11 protein-coding genes are annotated in these 14,824 nt (G+C 61.9%); 1 reads left to right on the top strand and 10 read right to left on the bottom strand.

The genetic code is table 11. From position 1 onward, the window contains the following. The first annotated feature begins 154 nt into the window (after positions 1-154). Positions 155-1,714, top strand: coding sequence for a DNA integrity scanning protein DisA nucleotide-binding domain protein (locus N008_RS21620; RefSeq protein ID WP_052381456.1), 1,560 nt, complete (start codon positions 155-157; stop codon positions 1,712-1,714). Positions 1,715-1,929: 215 nt separating this feature from the next. Here N008_RS21620 and N008_RS11530 read toward each other — a convergent pair whose 3' ends face one another. The 10 genes from N008_RS11530 to N008_RS11490 all read right to left on the bottom strand — a co-directional run bounded on the left by N008_RS11530 (position 1,930) and on the right by N008_RS11490 (position 14,799). Further along, positions 1,930-2,460: a hypothetical protein gene (locus N008_RS11530; RefSeq protein WP_044016136.1), complete on the bottom strand. Its 531-nt coding sequence runs from the start codon at positions 2,458-2,460 to the stop codon at positions 1,930-1,932. 83 nt (positions 2,461-2,543) lie between these two features. Beyond that, the gene (locus tag N008_RS11525; RefSeq protein ID WP_052381455.1) at positions 2,544-2,993 is read right to left on the bottom strand and encodes a hypothetical protein; all 450 of its coding nucleotides are present in this window, start codon (positions 2,991-2,993) and stop codon (positions 2,544-2,546) included. A gap of 136 nt (positions 2,994-3,129) precedes the next feature. Next, positions 3,130-4,374 (bottom strand): M1 family aminopeptidase, encoded by a 1,245-nt coding sequence (locus N008_RS11520; RefSeq protein WP_156109255.1) that lies wholly within the window; start codon positions 4,372-4,374, stop codon positions 3,130-3,132. Between the two features lie 102 nt (positions 4,375-4,476). Continuing rightward, positions 4,477-4,929 carry a hypothetical protein gene (locus tag N008_RS23155; RefSeq protein WP_156109253.1) on the bottom strand — a complete coding sequence of 151 codons (453 nt, stop codon included), beginning with the start codon at positions 4,927-4,929 and terminating at the stop codon, positions 4,477-4,479. Positions 4,930-4,982: 53 nt separating this feature from the next. Beyond that, a complete protein-coding gene (locus N008_RS11515) occupies positions 4,983-5,477 on the bottom strand; it encodes a DUF4442 domain-containing protein (protein WP_052381454.1) in 495 nt (164 codons plus the stop codon). A gap of 230 nt (positions 5,478-5,707) precedes the next feature. Then, positions 5,708-7,693: a DUF3857 domain-containing protein gene (locus N008_RS11510; protein WP_044016132.1), complete on the bottom strand. Its 1,986-nt coding sequence runs from the start codon at positions 7,691-7,693 to the stop codon at positions 5,708-5,710. A 169-nt stretch (positions 7,694-7,862) separates the two neighbouring features. Continuing rightward, positions 7,863-9,833 carry a DUF3857 domain-containing protein gene (locus N008_RS11505; RefSeq protein ID WP_197062841.1) on the bottom strand — a complete coding sequence of 657 codons (1,971 nt, stop codon included), beginning with the start codon at positions 9,831-9,833 and terminating at the stop codon, positions 7,863-7,865. Continuing rightward, complete coding sequence (locus tag N008_RS11500) at positions 9,820-13,170, bottom strand: toxin-antitoxin system YwqK family antitoxin (RefSeq protein WP_197062840.1); 3,351 nt, start codon at positions 13,168-13,170, stop codon at positions 9,820-9,822. The genes N008_RS11505 and N008_RS11500 overlap by 14 nt, the downstream gene beginning before the upstream one ends. Positions 13,171-13,329: 159 nt before the next feature. Then, entirely contained in the window at positions 13,330-14,100 is a 771-nt protein-coding gene (locus N008_RS11495; RefSeq protein ID WP_156109251.1) for a hypothetical protein, read from the bottom strand. A 141-nt stretch (positions 14,101-14,241) separates the two neighbouring features. Beyond that, on the bottom strand, positions 14,242-14,799 hold the full coding sequence (locus tag N008_RS11490; RefSeq protein WP_316963288.1) for a DNA-binding protein: 558 nt from the start codon (positions 14,797-14,799) through the stop codon (positions 14,242-14,244). Positions 14,800-14,824 lie beyond the last annotated feature (25 nt).

The following is a 14,824-nucleotide window of genomic DNA, read 5'->3' as shown; positions in this document are numbered from 1 at the left end:
TCGGACACTCGTACTGCTCGTCGCGGAACGAATTTTCGCGCCACTGAATGCTTTTTAAAATACTTGCCGGGGTTATGCGTCTATCCAGACAGCCCCGGCCTCGTTGCCGGGCGGTGGTGCTTGCTACCGGCCCCGCTTTTCCTACCGTACTCGCATGCTTTCCCCGCTCCCGCTGCTTTCCGCGCCTCCCGTAGCGCCCACTTACGAAGCCCCCGTATCCGATGCGTTCCGGGTGTGGCCCCACCAGGCCCGGTTCCGGCAGGTGGCGCAGGTGCTGGCCGACGGCCTGTTCAGCGCGCTTGATGAAGATCTGGAGCCCTACGTGCTGCTGCTGGCCCTGCCCGCGCAGCCCGGTTCGGCCGCACCCGCGGCCTGCCTGGAGCCCGCCCTGTGCGGCCTCGATGCGCGGCAGTTTGAGAACGTGGTAGCGGAGGGCCGTATCCTGCAAAGCCAGACCGCCCCGCCCTTTGCCGGCCGCGACGACGTGAGCCCCGAAATGGTGCGCCGCCGCCACGAAGGCCTGGGCGTGCGCAAAGCCGTGCAGGCCGTCCTCGACAAGCTCGACGAGCACACCCAGCACCAGCACGTGGCCGGCTGGCCCATCGAGATTCACGGCTTCTTCGTGATGACGGTGCTGCGGGTGCAGCGCAAGCCCCTGCGCGGCTATCCTTCGCTGCGCGCCAACCGCTTCTATACCGATGGCCGGCCCCTGATGCCCTCGTTGCTGACTTCGGCCATGCAGCGCTTCCACGAGGAATGCGTGAAGCTGCTCAGCGAGCCGGAGCCCGGCTCGGGCCTGCTGGTGCGCCCCCGCGAAACCGAGGAGCTGCTGCGCGCCGCCGGCAAAAGCCTGCTCGACACGCCCGCCCAGGCCCTCGGCGCCGAGCCGGGCGCGGCGCGGCTGTTTCACACGCTCAACACCATTTCCAGCCTCCGCTACGAAGGAGCCGAGGGCGTGGGCAAAGTCATTCTGGCGCGGCGGCACCACCCGAATCTGGAGGAGGTATTCGCCCTCACCTGCCCCACCCCGCTCACCGACTACCGCGCCGTGCGCAAGCTCCTGGAGATGACCACGCCCGACGTGAGTCTGCTGGCCGACAGCGAAAACGTGTACGCGCTGGGCCGCCTGGTGGGCACCTACGACCCCGCCCGCGAAGACGTGTTCGTCATCAACTTCATCAACCACTACGCCTGGGAGTTTCAGCACGATGGCAAGGTGCTGATGCGCACGATTTACAGCCAGCCGAGCCTGCCGCGCTTCCGCGTGAACCGCAGCCGCTTCCGCAAAGACCTCAAGCGCACGTTCCAGCTCACCGACCCGGCCAAAATTGAGCGCCTCTGGGACGTGGTGCTGGAAGCCAGCCGCCAGAAGCACGGCACACTGCTGGTCATCACCACCGAGGCGCTGGCCGAAGCCGACCGCCTCAAGCTGCAATGCACGCTCATCGAGCCGGTGCCGCTCACGCCGCTCATCACCCGCCTCGTCACCAGCATCGACGGCGCCGTGCTCCTCGACCCCGACAGCTACTGCTACTCCATCGGCGTGATTCTGGACGGCAAGGCCTCGGGCCGCGGCACCAGCACCCGCGGCGCCCGCTACAACTCAGCCATCCGCTACGTCGAAACCTCGCCGTATCCGTGCCTGGCCATCGTGGTAAGCGAAGACGGCATGGTGAACGTCATCACCAAAGAACGGCTCGGCGAGGAGGATTGAGGTGGCGCTAGCCATGAAATGCTGCGGACTACGATGCCACAGCTAGAGAGCTAGCTCCCCTCCTTGGAAAGGAGGAGCTAGGGGTGGTTGATACTGTCAGAACGATGATTAGAGCTAACTCTAAAGCCGTTCAACGATTGTCAACCACCCCTAGCCCCTCCTTTCCAAGGAGGGGAACTAGCTTTTTAGCTCTTGTTCTCCGCAGCGTGGAATGGCTAGCCGGCCTCCGCGAGCTTCCGCAGCTGCTTTAGCTCAGCTGGCTTCACCTGGTTCAGCTCCTGGCTGCGGTTGCACAGGCTGGTTTCGTAGTAGGGCGTGATATTTCGTAATTCCCCGCCGTAGGGCGACTCTTTCTGGCTCACGAGGTAAGCATACACCAGTTGCTCGGAGCCTACTTTGAACTGCTTGCCGCACATTGAACTGGACGTTTCACTGGCTATCCACACCGTCGGGCCCGTAGCTGCCCCTTTCAACTGCTGCGCCACGGCAAAGGTGTAGCGCAACGTTTCGCGCCGGACAAGCTGGAACTGCTTTTGCACCGGCCCGGTGTCCGCCACCCGCACGGAATCAGTCGTCACGACGGTTTCCACGCTCACCACCTTGCCCACGAATATCAGGGCGTCGCGCTGGTAAGCAGCCGCAATCTGCTGTTTCTCGGAAACGCGGGCGCCGCTGATACAGGAACAGGCTTGTGCCGTGGATATGTGGAAGGCAAGGAGCAGCACGGCTAGCAGAATCGTTTTCATGAGGTGACCGTGATTAAGTGATTTACGCATTGAGGACACTCAATGAACAGGAATTACAGCACGTAAAATTTGCTAAGGCAGCTTTACCACACTTTCCACCATGGCTTCCTTACATCCTGTATTCGTGTATTGACACCTTCCATTGGTTTCAACTGCCCGTTATGAGGAACCAGAATAGGCCCATTAAAACTAGGGTCGTACAAGCCGACCTGATGCTTTTGGGCTAGCTGGCGAGCTGTGGTGTTTGCCTCTTCAGCAAGGCGCCAGCTGAAGGCAGCATAGATTACTGCTCTGCCGATGGTATAGTCCGTCTCATACTCACTGGTGTGGTCATCCGTCGCCTCTGGTCCATTCATGTCCGGAAAGGTTTGCATCATATCCAAATACCAAGAGCGTAGCCCAGGAGTCGTGATGGTGGGGTTCTGGTAGCTGTGCCCCTCTGTCCATGCCGTCTGCCGGGCGTACCAAAGCATGAAATCAGCCCGTGTTTTTGGAGCAGCTTCTGAGCTGAAAATCATCAAATCGTAACTCATATCACAGAATATTGTACAACAGCTTAGGTACGCTCGTTTCGCTTGATAGCTAGCGTTTTAGGGGGCGTAACGCAGCAAAACGCTTAAAGCCTTTGCCGGGCTTTGTATTCAATTTTTGAAACGGCTTCAAACCAACCTACCGGCTTAACTCAGCCAGCAGCCAGTCGCGGGTGGGCTGGCCGGAAAGCTGGGCCACTACTTCCAGAAAGCCGGCCGTGGTGGACACTTGGCGGGCGGCCGTGGCGGCCAGCACGGCGTTGAATGATTCGGTTCCCAACCGGTCGTGCAGGGCCGCGAGGATTACCGTGCCTTTGTTGTACACCACCCGGCGGAAAACGGCCGGCTCGTGCTGGTAGCGGTTGAAGCCCAGGATTGGCGGTGCACCGGCGGCCGAGGTGGCCAGCTTCGCCAGCTCCTGCCGGTAGCCCTCGGCATCCCCGCTTGCTTGCAGGTACAGCAGGCTGGAGTAGGTGGCGAAGGCTTCGTTCAGCCACGCGCTGTCGTCGTGGTACGAGCCGTAGGCCCACCATTTGTGGCTTATCTCGTGGTCCAGAATCAGCAAATCCCCCCGCTTGGCCACGTCGAAATCAGTGTATGTGATGACGGTGGCGTTGTCGAGCAGACCGTAGGCTTCGTGGTTGGTGCCGGGCAGGAACACCGTGAACTGCGCAACCGCATCCTGGCGGCCGATGCTGCGGTTGTAAAACGCCACGATGTCCTGGGTTTTCTGCAGCAGCACCGAATCCGCCCGCCCCGGCGCAGCGGCGGCTTTCACCACCGTGATGCGCGGCGCACTGCCGGCCACCAGCTGCCCGAACTGCCGCGCCACGATAGCCGTCAGCTCGGTGGCGCTGGTGCTGCCGCGGAAAGCGTAGCTGCCGGCCCGCTCTCGGCGCGGCGCGGTGGTGCTCAATACCTGATAGCCGGTCGGCACCCGCACGGCCAGCTCGTAGTCCACCACCTCATACTCGGCGTAGGGCCGGAACGGCAGCCAGTTGCTGTGGCCACTCAACACGTTTACGTCGGCAGTGAAATTGCCCTTGCCTAGGGTGCCCACGTACGTCAACTCCACCTGACGGCGGGCCGGTCCGTTGCCGAAGCGCACCGTCACCTGCTGCAGCGTATCCCCGAAAAACGGGTAGAACAGCCGCGCGGTGCGCGGGCGCGCGGCGCCGGTGCTGCGCACCTGCTGCAGCTGAAACTGCCGGTTGAGGTTGAGCTTTAGTACGGAGCTGGTGTCAGAGGCCGGCAGCCGGAACGTGTAGTGGCAGGTGAAGCGGTGCGTAGCCGGCTCCAGTTTTAGCTGCACCCGCACTAGCGGCCGGGCCTGGCCGGAGGCAGAAACCCCTAATAACAGCGAAGCTATAATGATAAGACGCATAACTACCGGTTAGGATCTTGGAGTGGTAAAGATTGTTGCTGCAATCCAAGCCTCTATTTGGCAAGCTGCTATGCGTTGCATGACGCGCTTTTAGCCTGCAAATTATACCCCATCAAAAATAGTCATGAGGTTCATAACCTGCTCTGCAATAGCACGATTACGACTCACCTTCGCTCCAATAGGTGCAGCTTCTAAACTGTTTTCAAGATTGGTAAAGTATTTCCCCCAGGAGGAGGTAGCCAATCTTCTTTCTTCCACTTTTATTTCATCTGGAGACAGAGTCTTCAGCCAGCGAACATAGAGTGGTTTCACTCTTCCGGCTCGTGCTATCAGCGCAGGACTTTCCTTCCGTAGCAACATCAGCGCTTTATCGTCAGATAGAGCAGTAGCTCTTCGCATCAAGTCGGCTATTTCACCTGCCACTTGCGAATAGGCTTGACTTGGAGCAGCGCCGGCTTCTTGAGTCGCCGCTACAGATTTGACAGACTGCGCATTAGCCGAGCAATACACGGTTAAAACACCTGAAATCAGGCAAAGTAAAGCGTACTTATTCATATAGTACTACTGGGACATTTTTACAATGTGCTATACATGGATTGAGGCACTTTCTACTTCGCCCGAAACGACCACGTAATCCGGAAGGTAGCCACCACGTCGCCGGCCTGGTCGACGCCGGTGCTGGTGCAGACCACGGTGCGACCTTCGCCGCTGGCGCGGCTGTCGGCAATGGTTTGGGCGATGCGCGGGCCGTCTTCGGAGGTGAAGGCAATCAACCCCACAGCCTTTTTGGTGAACTCCGCTTCCAGTCCCACCACCAGCATCGAGACGCGGCCCTGGCCCTGAATGTGCATCATGGCCAGCATGCCGCTGGCCATTTCGGCGGCCATGCTCAGGCAGGCAAAGTAGATGCTGCGAAACGGATTTTGAGTGAGGTATTTGAACGGCACCGTAATGACGGCCCGCTCCGGCGTGATTTCGCGCAGCCGCAGCCCCGCCAGATACGCCATCGGCAAACTGCGCAGCATGAACAGGCGCAGCTTCAACGGACTGGAAATGGTGCGGCGGAAAGCGGCGGCCGCGGGCGTGTCGGGGAGGGTGTGCATGGTAGTAGCAGGCTGAAGGCGAAGCACTACAAAGAACAGAAAATATTCGGCATGCCGAACAATGGCGGCCCGGCTGGTGCATCTGAGGAGAAGGTCCTGATCAACGCATCAACAACTCGTCATGCAGAGCGCAGCGAAGCATCTCGCGTGCTGACGTTGAGTTACTACTCCTGCATCAGCACGCGAGATGCTTCGGCTGCGCCTCTGCATGACGGTCTGCAAGCCTGAAATCAGCCTTTCTTTTCCAGCACCAGCACCACTTTGTTGAAGTTGGCGGCGGCGTTTACCACGTCGCGGAAGGCTTCGAAGTCCTTCTTGGGCCAGCGGATCTGGCGGTAGGCTTCCGTGATGGTGACCGTGACGGTCTGGCCCTGCACGGCGTACTTCGAGGTGAAGTAGTAGAGCGGGTCTTTGGCGTCGGGGCCGGCCTGCACGTTGGCGTTCAGGTCCTGGAGGTTGCGGATCTGGTATCCTGCTGGCAGCTCCAGCGTGATGGTACGGTTGTAGCGGCGGTTGAAGTCGTTTTCCACGTCGTACTGCCGGGCTTCGGTCTGGTACAGCTCCGACTGCGGCCCCAGCAGCTCCCCGACTTTGAACAGGTAGCGCTGGCCAGCCTTGTTGAGCAACGACGACGATTCCACGCTGGCATCTACCAGAAACGGCTTGCTGAGCGGGCTCAGACCGGCTTCACCGTTGGTGGCTTTCAGGCTCTGGAAGGTGGCGTCGGGCACGCTGCCTTTCACCAACTCCTGCAACACCTCGGTGCGCTTCTCTTCCGGAATCAGCGAGAAAAACGGCTGAATCACCTGGGCGTGGTAGCCGCCCAGCACCTGGTGCACGTTCACGAGGGCCTTGTCGAGCTCGGGCGTGAACTTCACGCTGATGTCGAGGTCGTTGGGGCTTTGCTCGGCGGTCAGGGTCGGGATGTCACGCACGGTGCCCACGGCCGACTCGGTGGAGCCCAGCTTCACGGTGCGCACGAACAGGCCCTTGTTGGCGGTCCAGCCGGGGGGCAGCATGCCGTAGCGGAAATCGGGCCGCGACGGAGCCAGCAGCTGCTTGGTTTCGGGGAAGTAGAAGGCGTAGTTGTCGAGGTAGTTCCAAGTGTCGAAGGTGTCGTCGAACACGGCGTCGGAGCGGTCGGAGGTTATCACCAGCTCGTGCTCGATGCCCTGGCGGCGCAGCAGCGCGGCAAACAGGCGGGTCAGGCCCAGCTCGGAGGCGTTTTTGGTGGCCGCAATGCGCTGGATGTTGCTTTCGCCGTCCTCGGCCAGGTTGAAGCTGGTTTTGAGGTAGTTTTCCAGCGCCTTCACGCGGGTTTCCGTGTCGCCGCTGGCGGGCAGCCTGGCGTCTTTCAGCACCTTATCCACGGCCTTGGTTTCGTCTTTGCTGAGCGAGTACACGGTGCCGTGCAGGTACTGGCTGGCGTCGGCCCAAGTGAAGAGGCGGGTGCGGCCGCGCTGGGCGGTGTAGGCCAGCTTGTACTCCAGGCGCATGCGCTCGGCGTTGCCGGCGGCAAAGGCTTCCTCGCGGGCAGCGGCCACGTCGGGCAGGCGCAGGCGGATGATGCGCTTGCCGGCCACCACGGTATCGGGGCGGGCAGCGGGGCCGTGGTACACGCGCGCTTCGAAGGTGAGAGCCTCCGGCGAAATCAGCTCAAACGACACGTCGTGGGCCGGTAGGCCGCTTTGCAGGTACTCGCGCCCGAAGAACTTGGCCGGCCGCTCGCGCAAGAACACGTACTCGATTTCCGAGCCTTTCTCCACGCCTTCCACCGCAAAAATCTTGAAGCCGCGGCCGCCGTCCTGGTCCTTGAGCTCCTTCATGTTGCTTTCGCTCACCTCCACCACCTCGCCGCGCGGGCTGATGGTGCGGGCCTTCAGGTACACCAGCCGGCCGCCGTCCTGCGGGATGTAGATTTTGTTGAACTGCTCGATGCCGTCGGAGGTGTTGACGCGCAGAATCCGGTGCTCGGTGGAGTAGATCTGCAGCTCCTTGTCGCCGGCGCTGAACTCGTGGGCCGTGAAGTCGCGCAGAATCAGGGCCGGCAGCTTGGCTTCGGCCTCCGTCACGGGCAGGCGCTTGGTGCGCTTGGCGTCCCAGGTATAGGTGGCGTACTGCAGGGTTTTGGGCGCCTGTTGGGCGTGGAGCGGCGCGGCCGCCGTGAGCAGCAGCAGGGAAGCCGCAGTGGCGCGGGCAACGGAAAGTAGGGTCATAGTAAGATAAAACAGGCGCCCAATGGCGCGGGATTTCCCGATGGATAAAACGGGCTGGGTTAGTAATCGGCGCGGGCGTCCCAGGGCTGAAGCCCTGGGCTAGTCAGCGGTGGACAATGGGCACTGCGTAGCCCAGGGCTTCAGCCCTGGGACACCTGCGCAGCCGTGCTCAGACCTTCCGGCGCTTGAAAATGACGGTTTCGCGGTAGGCGGCGTTGAGCTTGTCGACCACGGCGTTCCACTGGCCGAACTGCTGGGGCTGGAGCAGCAGGTAGTTGATGTAGACTTCCTTGTCCTGCACGATTTTGTTGCCCTGGCGCTCGTATTTCACCTTGAAGCCGAATACCGGGTCGCGCATTTCGGCGACGGGCGGCAGATACTCTACGTCGTAGCCGGCCGGAATTTCCAGCTCGGTGCGGGTGTGGTTCTGGCTGGCGTACTCGTTTACGCGGGGTAGGCGGCGCTTGGCGGCGTCAATCTTGTCGTGGGCGTAGGGCTGCTCCAGGTTCAGGTTCACGTAGATTTCGTCGTCGAGCTTCTGCACGTAGTCCTGCAGGCGGTACTCGTAGTCGATAGTGAGTGGCTTTTCGCGGGTGTCGAGGTGGCTGACGCTGTATTTGTCGACAAAGAACTTGTTGTTACCGCGCTCCAGCAGCGCCTTCACGTACTTGGTTTCCTCGGTCTGGTCGAGGCCGTCGAGGGCGTAGCTCTGCATCACTTTGGGGTAGCCCAGCAGCTGCAGGCTGCCCTTGCCGCGCAAACCACCCTTCTCATCCAGCACCAGCTGCGACACGTCCGAAACGGGGCTGCGCTCCTGGCTCATCACCGGCACCGGCACCACTTTGCAGTTCTTGCCATCGATGGCCAGCAGCGCCTCTTTGCCTTGAATGAAGGCCGAGGGCATGCCGAAGGGCATGTACTTGTTGGTGGCATCGAGGAACACGTACTGGCCGGGGCTGGCCTCGTAGGTGGTTATCATGTGGTTGTCGACGCCGGGCGTGGCCAGCTCGGAGTAGCGGTAGGGCAGGTCGCGGGTGCCAATCCAGGTGAGGTAGGACTTGATGCCGGCCATGCGCAGCATTTCGCGGGTGAGGTTGGCCATGTCCTTGCAGTCGCCGTAGCGCTTGGCGTACACCGCGCCGGCGTCGCGCGGAATGAAGCCGCCCATGCCGTTTTCGAAGGCCACGTAGCGGATGTTGTCCTGCACCCAATAGTACACGCGCTGCACCTTTTCCTGCTCGGTTTTGGCGCCCACGGCCAGCGAGTCAACCACGCGGCGCAGGGCGGGGCTTTCCTGCGGGTCGAGCTTGCTCACGAAGCCCGAATACAGACTGTAGAGCTCGGGCACGCCGGCCAGCATACGGCGGGCCTGCCCGTCGGCGGAGGGCACTTCCTCCACGAAATACACGAGGTGCGGCAGGTAGTAGGCCGCCTCGGGGCCGTCGTCGTCGCGCGGGGGGCTGGGCAGGTCGTCGGCGCTCCAGCGGTACGTAACGGTGCTGCCTTTCTCCTGCTTGCTGAAGTTGATTTTCAGGCCCTCGACATGAAACATACGGTGGCTGATTTTCACGTTTTTGGGCGCCGTGATGGTCAGCTCGGCGTGGCGCACGGGCACGTAGGAGCCGAAGTAGAACGGCAGCAGAAACCGCGGGTCGGGGTGGCGCACGGTGTAGTCGGTCACGGTGCGGGCGCCGGGCGTCACGGCCGGGAAGCTCCAGGTGGTGGAGCGGGTGTCGTCGTAGAAAATGCCCGACTGCACCTCGAACTTCTCCTTGTAGTCGGTCACCTTCACCGTTTTGTAGCTGTTGCCGGCGGGCACCAGGGTGCGGGCGTCCAGCTTCTGCACGCGGCTGAAGTGGGAGTTGAACACCTTGTCGTTGGCGTACATGGCCGACTGCGCGTCGAGGTGCAGCATGTCCTGGTGGTGGCGGGCCAGCACCACCACCGAGTCGCCCTGCACCGCGAAGGTGAGGTCGGTGCGGTAGTCGAGGTACACGGCCTTCTCGCCCGGAAACTTGGCCTGCATTTCGGCCACCAGCTGGGTGGGCTGCTGGGCGTGGGCCATGTGCGGCGCGGCCACCAGCGTGGCGGCGCCCAAAAGCAGCGCCAGGGCGCCACCAAACCGGTTATTTGCCTTCATACACGTATTGGTTCCAGTACACTTCGGTTTTGGTGAGCTTGCCTTGGGCATCGTAATATACCGTAGGGCCGAGCTTTTCGCCACTGCGGTAGGATTCGGTGCGCTCCAGGGTGCCGTCGGGGCGGAAGTAGCGGCAGCGGCCGTGCAGCTCGCCATGCAGGTAGGCTTCCTCTTCCATAGGCTTGCCGTCGGCGTAGAACCCGGTGAGCGGGCCGGTCAGCAGGCCGTTCTGGTAGGTCATGCGGCGGAACACCTGCCCCGAGCTGTAGTAGGTGGTGCGGAGCCCGTCCATGATGCCGCCCTTCACGGTTTCGTCGGCGGCGGGCTTGCCGTTGGCGAAGGTGGTTTTGAGCGGACCGGCCAGCTTCTCGATGCGCTGCCAGGGCTCGGCGGGGTTGGTGCCGTTGCGGAACGCCGTGAGGTTGCCGTGCTCATACATGCGCTCCTCCATCAGCTCGCCGGCCGGGTTGTAGTAGCGCGACGGGCCTTCGGCGGTGCCGTAGAGGTAGGTCTGCACGGTTTCGAGCTTACCGTTGGGGAAGTAGAACTTGGTTTCGCCCACCCAGCTGCCGTAGCGGTAGTTCACCACCGAATGCAGCTGGCCCGAGGGGTAATACTCCTTCCACTCGCCATGCCGCTCGCCGTTGACGTAGCGGCCTTCATAGAGCGGCTTGCCGTTGCTGTAGTAGGACTTGTAGGGCCCGTGGCGCTGGTCGGCTTCGTAGCTGAACTCCACTTCCGGCTGGCCATTGGGATGGTACCAGCGGGCCGGGCCGCGGTTTTCGTAGCAAGCCACCTGGGTGCGGTAGTGGGGCTGGCCGCCGGGGAAGGTGAAGGTGAACTCCTTGGTATCGGGGCGGAGCGCCACGTGGCTGACGGTGCGGCCCAGGGTGTCGTAGGTGGTCAGCTGCAGCTTGCGCCCGAAGCCGTAGAGGCGCGACTCGGTGAGCTTGCCGTTGGGGGCGAAGCTGCGGGTGGGGCCGTTTTTCTGGCCCTGGTGCATTTCGTACTCCTCGCTCACCTGGCCGTCGGCGTAGAACTCGCGCCAGGGGCCCTGCTGCTGGCCGGCGCGGTAGTAGCCGGTCTGGTAGCGCTGGCCGTCGCGCAGGAAGCTCTCGAAGCTGCCCTCCAGCTGGCCGCCGTCGTAGCTGGTGCGCTGCTTGAGCTGGCCGTTGGCGTGGTAGTCGAGGGCCGGGCCCTGCAGCTGGCCCAGCTTATAGTGCCGGATTTGCTGCAGCAGGCCGTTGGCGTAGCTCCAGCGCCACTCGCCTTCCATGAAGCCGTCGATGTAGGTGCCAGTGCCGGTCACGCCGGTTTCGGCGCCGTAGATCTGCACGGCCACGCGGCCCTTTTTGGGCACGGGCGTATCCTGCAGACGGCTGCCGGTGGCGGGGTCGAAGTAGCGCTGCCGCGTGATGCGGCCGTGCTCGTACTCCACTTCGGCGTAGAGCTTGCCCTGGTAGGTGTAGTCGCGGAAGGGGCCGTGCAGCTCGCCGGCCTCGTCGAAGCTTTTCTCGTCGCTGGGGCGGCCGTCGGCGAAGTAGCTTTTCCACACGCCGGTCTGCTTGCCGCGGGTGTAGGTGCCGGTGTTCTGCAGCTGGCCGTTGGAGAAGTAGTCGGTGTAGGGGCCGTGCAGCTCGTCCTGGTCGTAGGTGCCGCGCTTTTCGGGCTGGTTGTCGGCGTAGTTCACCAGGAAAGGGCCCTGCTTTTTGCCGCCCACGTAGTTGTACTCGTACTCCTTGGTGCCGTCGGGGTAGAAGTGGGTTTGGGCGCCCTCCTGCTTGTCGGCGCGCACTTCCACCTGCATCTTGGTTTTGCCGTCGGGGTACAGCTCCCGGTAAGGGCCGCTCAGGTCGCCGGCCCGGAAGGTGCGGGTGCCTTCCAGCTCGCCGCAGTAGCTGAACACCTTCAGCACGCCCTCGGTCTTGCCGTTGACGTACGTGGCCTCGCTGGCGGGCTGGCCGTTGTCGTGGTAGTCGCGCACGAGGCCGTCCAGCTCGCCATTGCGGTAAGTGGCGGTGCGCTCCAGCACGCCGGTGGCGTAGTAGATGCGCCAGGGGCCGGTGCGCTTGAAATCAGGGCCGTAGAGGCCCTGCTGCCGAACGGTGCCGCTCTCGTCCGTGAACAGCCACGGCCCCGTAAAGCGGCGCTCCTCCCCTTCCACCGTGCCTTCGCCGATGCCGTTGAGCACGCCCTTATCATCAAACCAGCCTTTGGCCTGCACGGATTTGCCGTCGTGCATAAATGACTGCTGCTCCCGAATCTGCAGCAGCGCCGGCGAAATGGCCGTGTAGAATTTCTCGATGCGGCTCTTGTTGCCCTTGATCCACTGGGCGGCCTTCTGGTCGTCGGCGGAGGCCAGGGCGAGGTAGGTGGCAGTGGTCAGGTTGTCGTTGAGGCGGAGCTGGGTTACCAGCGGGCCGTAGAGGCGCAGCCAGAAGTCGTCGGTAGAGGCAGCAGCCGGGGCCGGAAACTTCTCCACCAGCAGCTGTAGCTGCTTCACCAGCGCCGCATCAAATTTCACCTTCGACACATAGTCCTTGCGCAGCGCAATCTTGGAATCGAGCAGGGCATCGAGCTCCGTGAAAGCAGCGTTGGGCGTGAACGGGGCAATTTTATCAGCTTCTTCCACCACCGCCGTGCGGGTGGCCTGCTCTTCCAGGGCCACCAGCATGTTGTGGCTGCTGGCCGCAGGCTGCAGCAGCAGGTACGTGAGCATGCTGAGCATGGCGTGGCTGGTGTGGCCCTGCCGGCTGGCCAGGTAGGCCAGCTGATAATGACTGTTGGCGTGGGTGGGCTTCAGGGACACCCCACGCTGCAGGCTGGCAAAGCCTGGGGCAAACTGCTTGGTGGCCACCTGAAACACGCCCTGGTTGAACCACAGATTCTGATTGTAGGGGAAGTGCTTGAGGCCGGTATCGTAGGCGGCCTGGGCCTTTTCGGGGTGCTTGAGCTCCTCCTCGGCCCACGACAGCGCCACGTAGGGCTGCGGGTCGTGGAAGTGCTGGGCCAGGGCGCGGGTGGCGGCGTCTACGGCTTCCTGGTATTTTTCCAGCGCCACGTAGCTGGTGGCCAGCTCGCTCTGGGCGGCGGCATACAGCGTGTCGCCGGGCGTGATGCTGCTGTACAGGGCAATGGCCCCGGCGTAGTCGCCCTGGTCGTGCAGTTCAATGCCCTGGTTTACGGCCTGCCGCGAATCGACGAGGGGCGGCAGGGTGGCCGCGGCCGTAGTAGCAGAAGTGGTAGCAGCGGGGCGTACGGCCGCTTTCTGGCCCTGCGCGGCCAGGGGCGCGGCGGCCAGCAAGGCCAGCACCGCACCATAAGAAGGTAGTCGCATCAAAAAGAATAGATAAAGAAGGCAATGCATAGCCGCGACCCGCGCGGAGCCGGCAGATATTCCTACAAGTATACGCACGGAACGGCCGGCCTAAAACAGGCCGGCCGCCGGACATAAAGAAATTTTCAACCACCAGCCTGCTGAGCTGGAAGTGGGGCGCTATAGCTGGAAGCGGTAGGTTGACCGCAACCCTACATAGCTTAATCTTTTGCCAATCACATTGCGGTATGATACCGGATCAACGGTAGCGGAAATGTCCCACACGGTGTAATCTAATTGCCAACGCTCCAGTTCGCTCAGCCCTATACTTCCGACCAGTTGCAGGGCCAGCGAGCTATGGGCACCAAACGACCACTGCTGCCCAGCCGCTGCCCTCAGACCTACCCGGTACGGGTTGTATTTGAGCGGACGGGCCGTGAGTGTCCCTCCCTGACCCAAACCGGTGGAAGGGTCGCCGGAACCAAACCCATACATGAATTCGCTGATAGCAATACCAAATCGGGCATCCAGTACATCAATCCCGGCCTCGGCCAGCCAATGGCGCCGGGGTTTTTTGCGCAGTGGCTTAGCAGCCACAGCCTGCAGCGAATACTCCCGTGCATTTACTGTCAGACCGGTTTTGCCTTTGCTCTGCCACCTGTTGCGTACATAGTCCGATTGGTCGGCAAACTCCAGCCCATAATCCAGCACGGCGGCAGTAGCTTTTATCCCCCAGATGGGCGTGATGTTGTATTGCACTCCTATCCCCAGGGTCCGGTCGGGCTTCAGGCGCAGTGAGAGCCGTGAGCTGACTACGTCATCCGTAGCGAAATAGGGTTTAGACACCTGGCCTTGGGCTATTGCCAGAAAAGATATATTACGTTGTGCCAATAAAGGCTGATGAGCCAATAATGCCATAGTCAGAACGACACCAATTCTTCCCTGAGCCATAAGTGTAAACAATTATTTAGAGTATAGGCTAATAGTCGTTGCTTCATGCCCTGCTACAGACAAGGAATGCAAATCACAAGAAATTAAAACATCCGTTCAAAATATAAATAGCAATTAATATTATAGCCATTCTGTATAAGATTATTTTTTATGCCGCCTCCGGTTCCGCGGGGCCGGATACACGGTCAGCTCGCGGTAGCCGAACGTGGGGTCGGGCTCGCGCCGGAACTCCACGTCTTCGAGCACGCCCAGCACCAGCTCGGCGGTGGTGTAGATTAGGTTGCCATCGAGCAGATGCCCGCCCAGCGTGCGCCCCGTGGAGTCAGACACGGCCAGGTGCAGGTGGCTGCCGTTGGTGGAAAGCGTGCCCACCAGGCTCACGATTTCGAAGTGGCCGCGGTACACGCTGGGGCCTTCTTGGTTGGCCAGCCGCAAAGTAGCTTGGGTGAGGCTGCCCACGCACGTCACGAGGGCGCCGGCCTTTATCTGCTGCTGCTCCACAAAGGCGTTGAGCTGCTGGCGCAGGTCCTGGCCGGGCGTCAGGCGCAGCGAGTAGGTGCGCATGGCAGAAGGCAACGCGGCAGGAGCCGGGGCAGCAGGCTTGGTAGCGGACATGGCAGCAGGAGTTTGGGCCAGCAGCGGCGCGGTCGGCCCGGCTAGCAGCAAGGAAAGGAACAAACCGCAGAAACGAGTACGCATACCACAAAGAACGGCAGTTGTTGGG

It is taken from the genome of Hymenobacter sp. APR13 (assembly GCF_000737515.1).
GTDB lineage: Bacteria > Bacteroidota > Bacteroidia > Cytophagales > Hymenobacteraceae > Hymenobacter.
Note: the sequence above shows the minus strand (reverse complement) of the source record. Positions and strands in the feature narration are given on the sequence as shown.

What these genes read in the sequence shown, in the direction of transcription:
- N008_RS11530 (WP_044016136.1), bottom strand. Translation starts at nt 2,460, where the DNA reads ATGAAAACGATTCTGCTAGCCGTGCTGCTCCTTGCCTTCCACATATCC.
- N008_RS11505 (WP_197062841.1), bottom strand. Translation starts at nt 9,833, where the DNA reads ATGAAGGCAAATAACCGGTTTGGTGGCGCCCTGGCGCTGCTTTTGGGC.
- N008_RS11520 (WP_156109255.1), bottom strand. Translation starts at nt 4,374, where the DNA reads ATGCGTCTTATCATTATAGCTTCGCTGTTATTAGGGGTTTCTGCCTCC.
- N008_RS23155 (WP_156109253.1), bottom strand. Translation starts at nt 4,929, where the DNA reads ATGAATAAGTACGCTTTACTTTGCCTGATTTCAGGTGTTTTAACCGTG.
- N008_RS21620 (WP_052381456.1), top strand. Translation starts at nt 155, where the DNA reads ATGCTTTCCCCGCTCCCGCTGCTTTCCGCGCCTCCCGTAGCGCCCACT.
- N008_RS11495 (WP_156109251.1), bottom strand. Translation starts at nt 14,100, where the DNA reads ATGGCTCAGGGAAGAATTGGTGTCGTTCTGACTATGGCATTATTGGCT.
- N008_RS11500 (WP_197062840.1), bottom strand. Translation starts at nt 13,170, where the DNA reads ATGCGACTACCTTCTTATGGTGCGGTGCTGGCCTTGCTGGCCGCCGCG.
- N008_RS11490 (WP_316963288.1), bottom strand. Translation starts at nt 14,799, where the DNA reads ATGCGTACTCGTTTCTGCGGTTTGTTCCTTTCCTTGCTGCTAGCCGGG.
- N008_RS11510 (WP_044016132.1), bottom strand. Translation starts at nt 7,693, where the DNA reads ATGACCCTACTTTCCGTTGCCCGCGCCACTGCGGCTTCCCTGCTGCTG.
- N008_RS11515 (WP_052381454.1), bottom strand. Translation starts at nt 5,477, where the DNA reads ATGCACACCCTCCCCGACACGCCCGCGGCCGCCGCTTTCCGCCGCACC.
- N008_RS11525 (WP_052381455.1), bottom strand. Translation starts at nt 2,993, where the DNA reads ATGAGTTACGATTTGATGATTTTCAGCTCAGAAGCTGCTCCAAAAACA.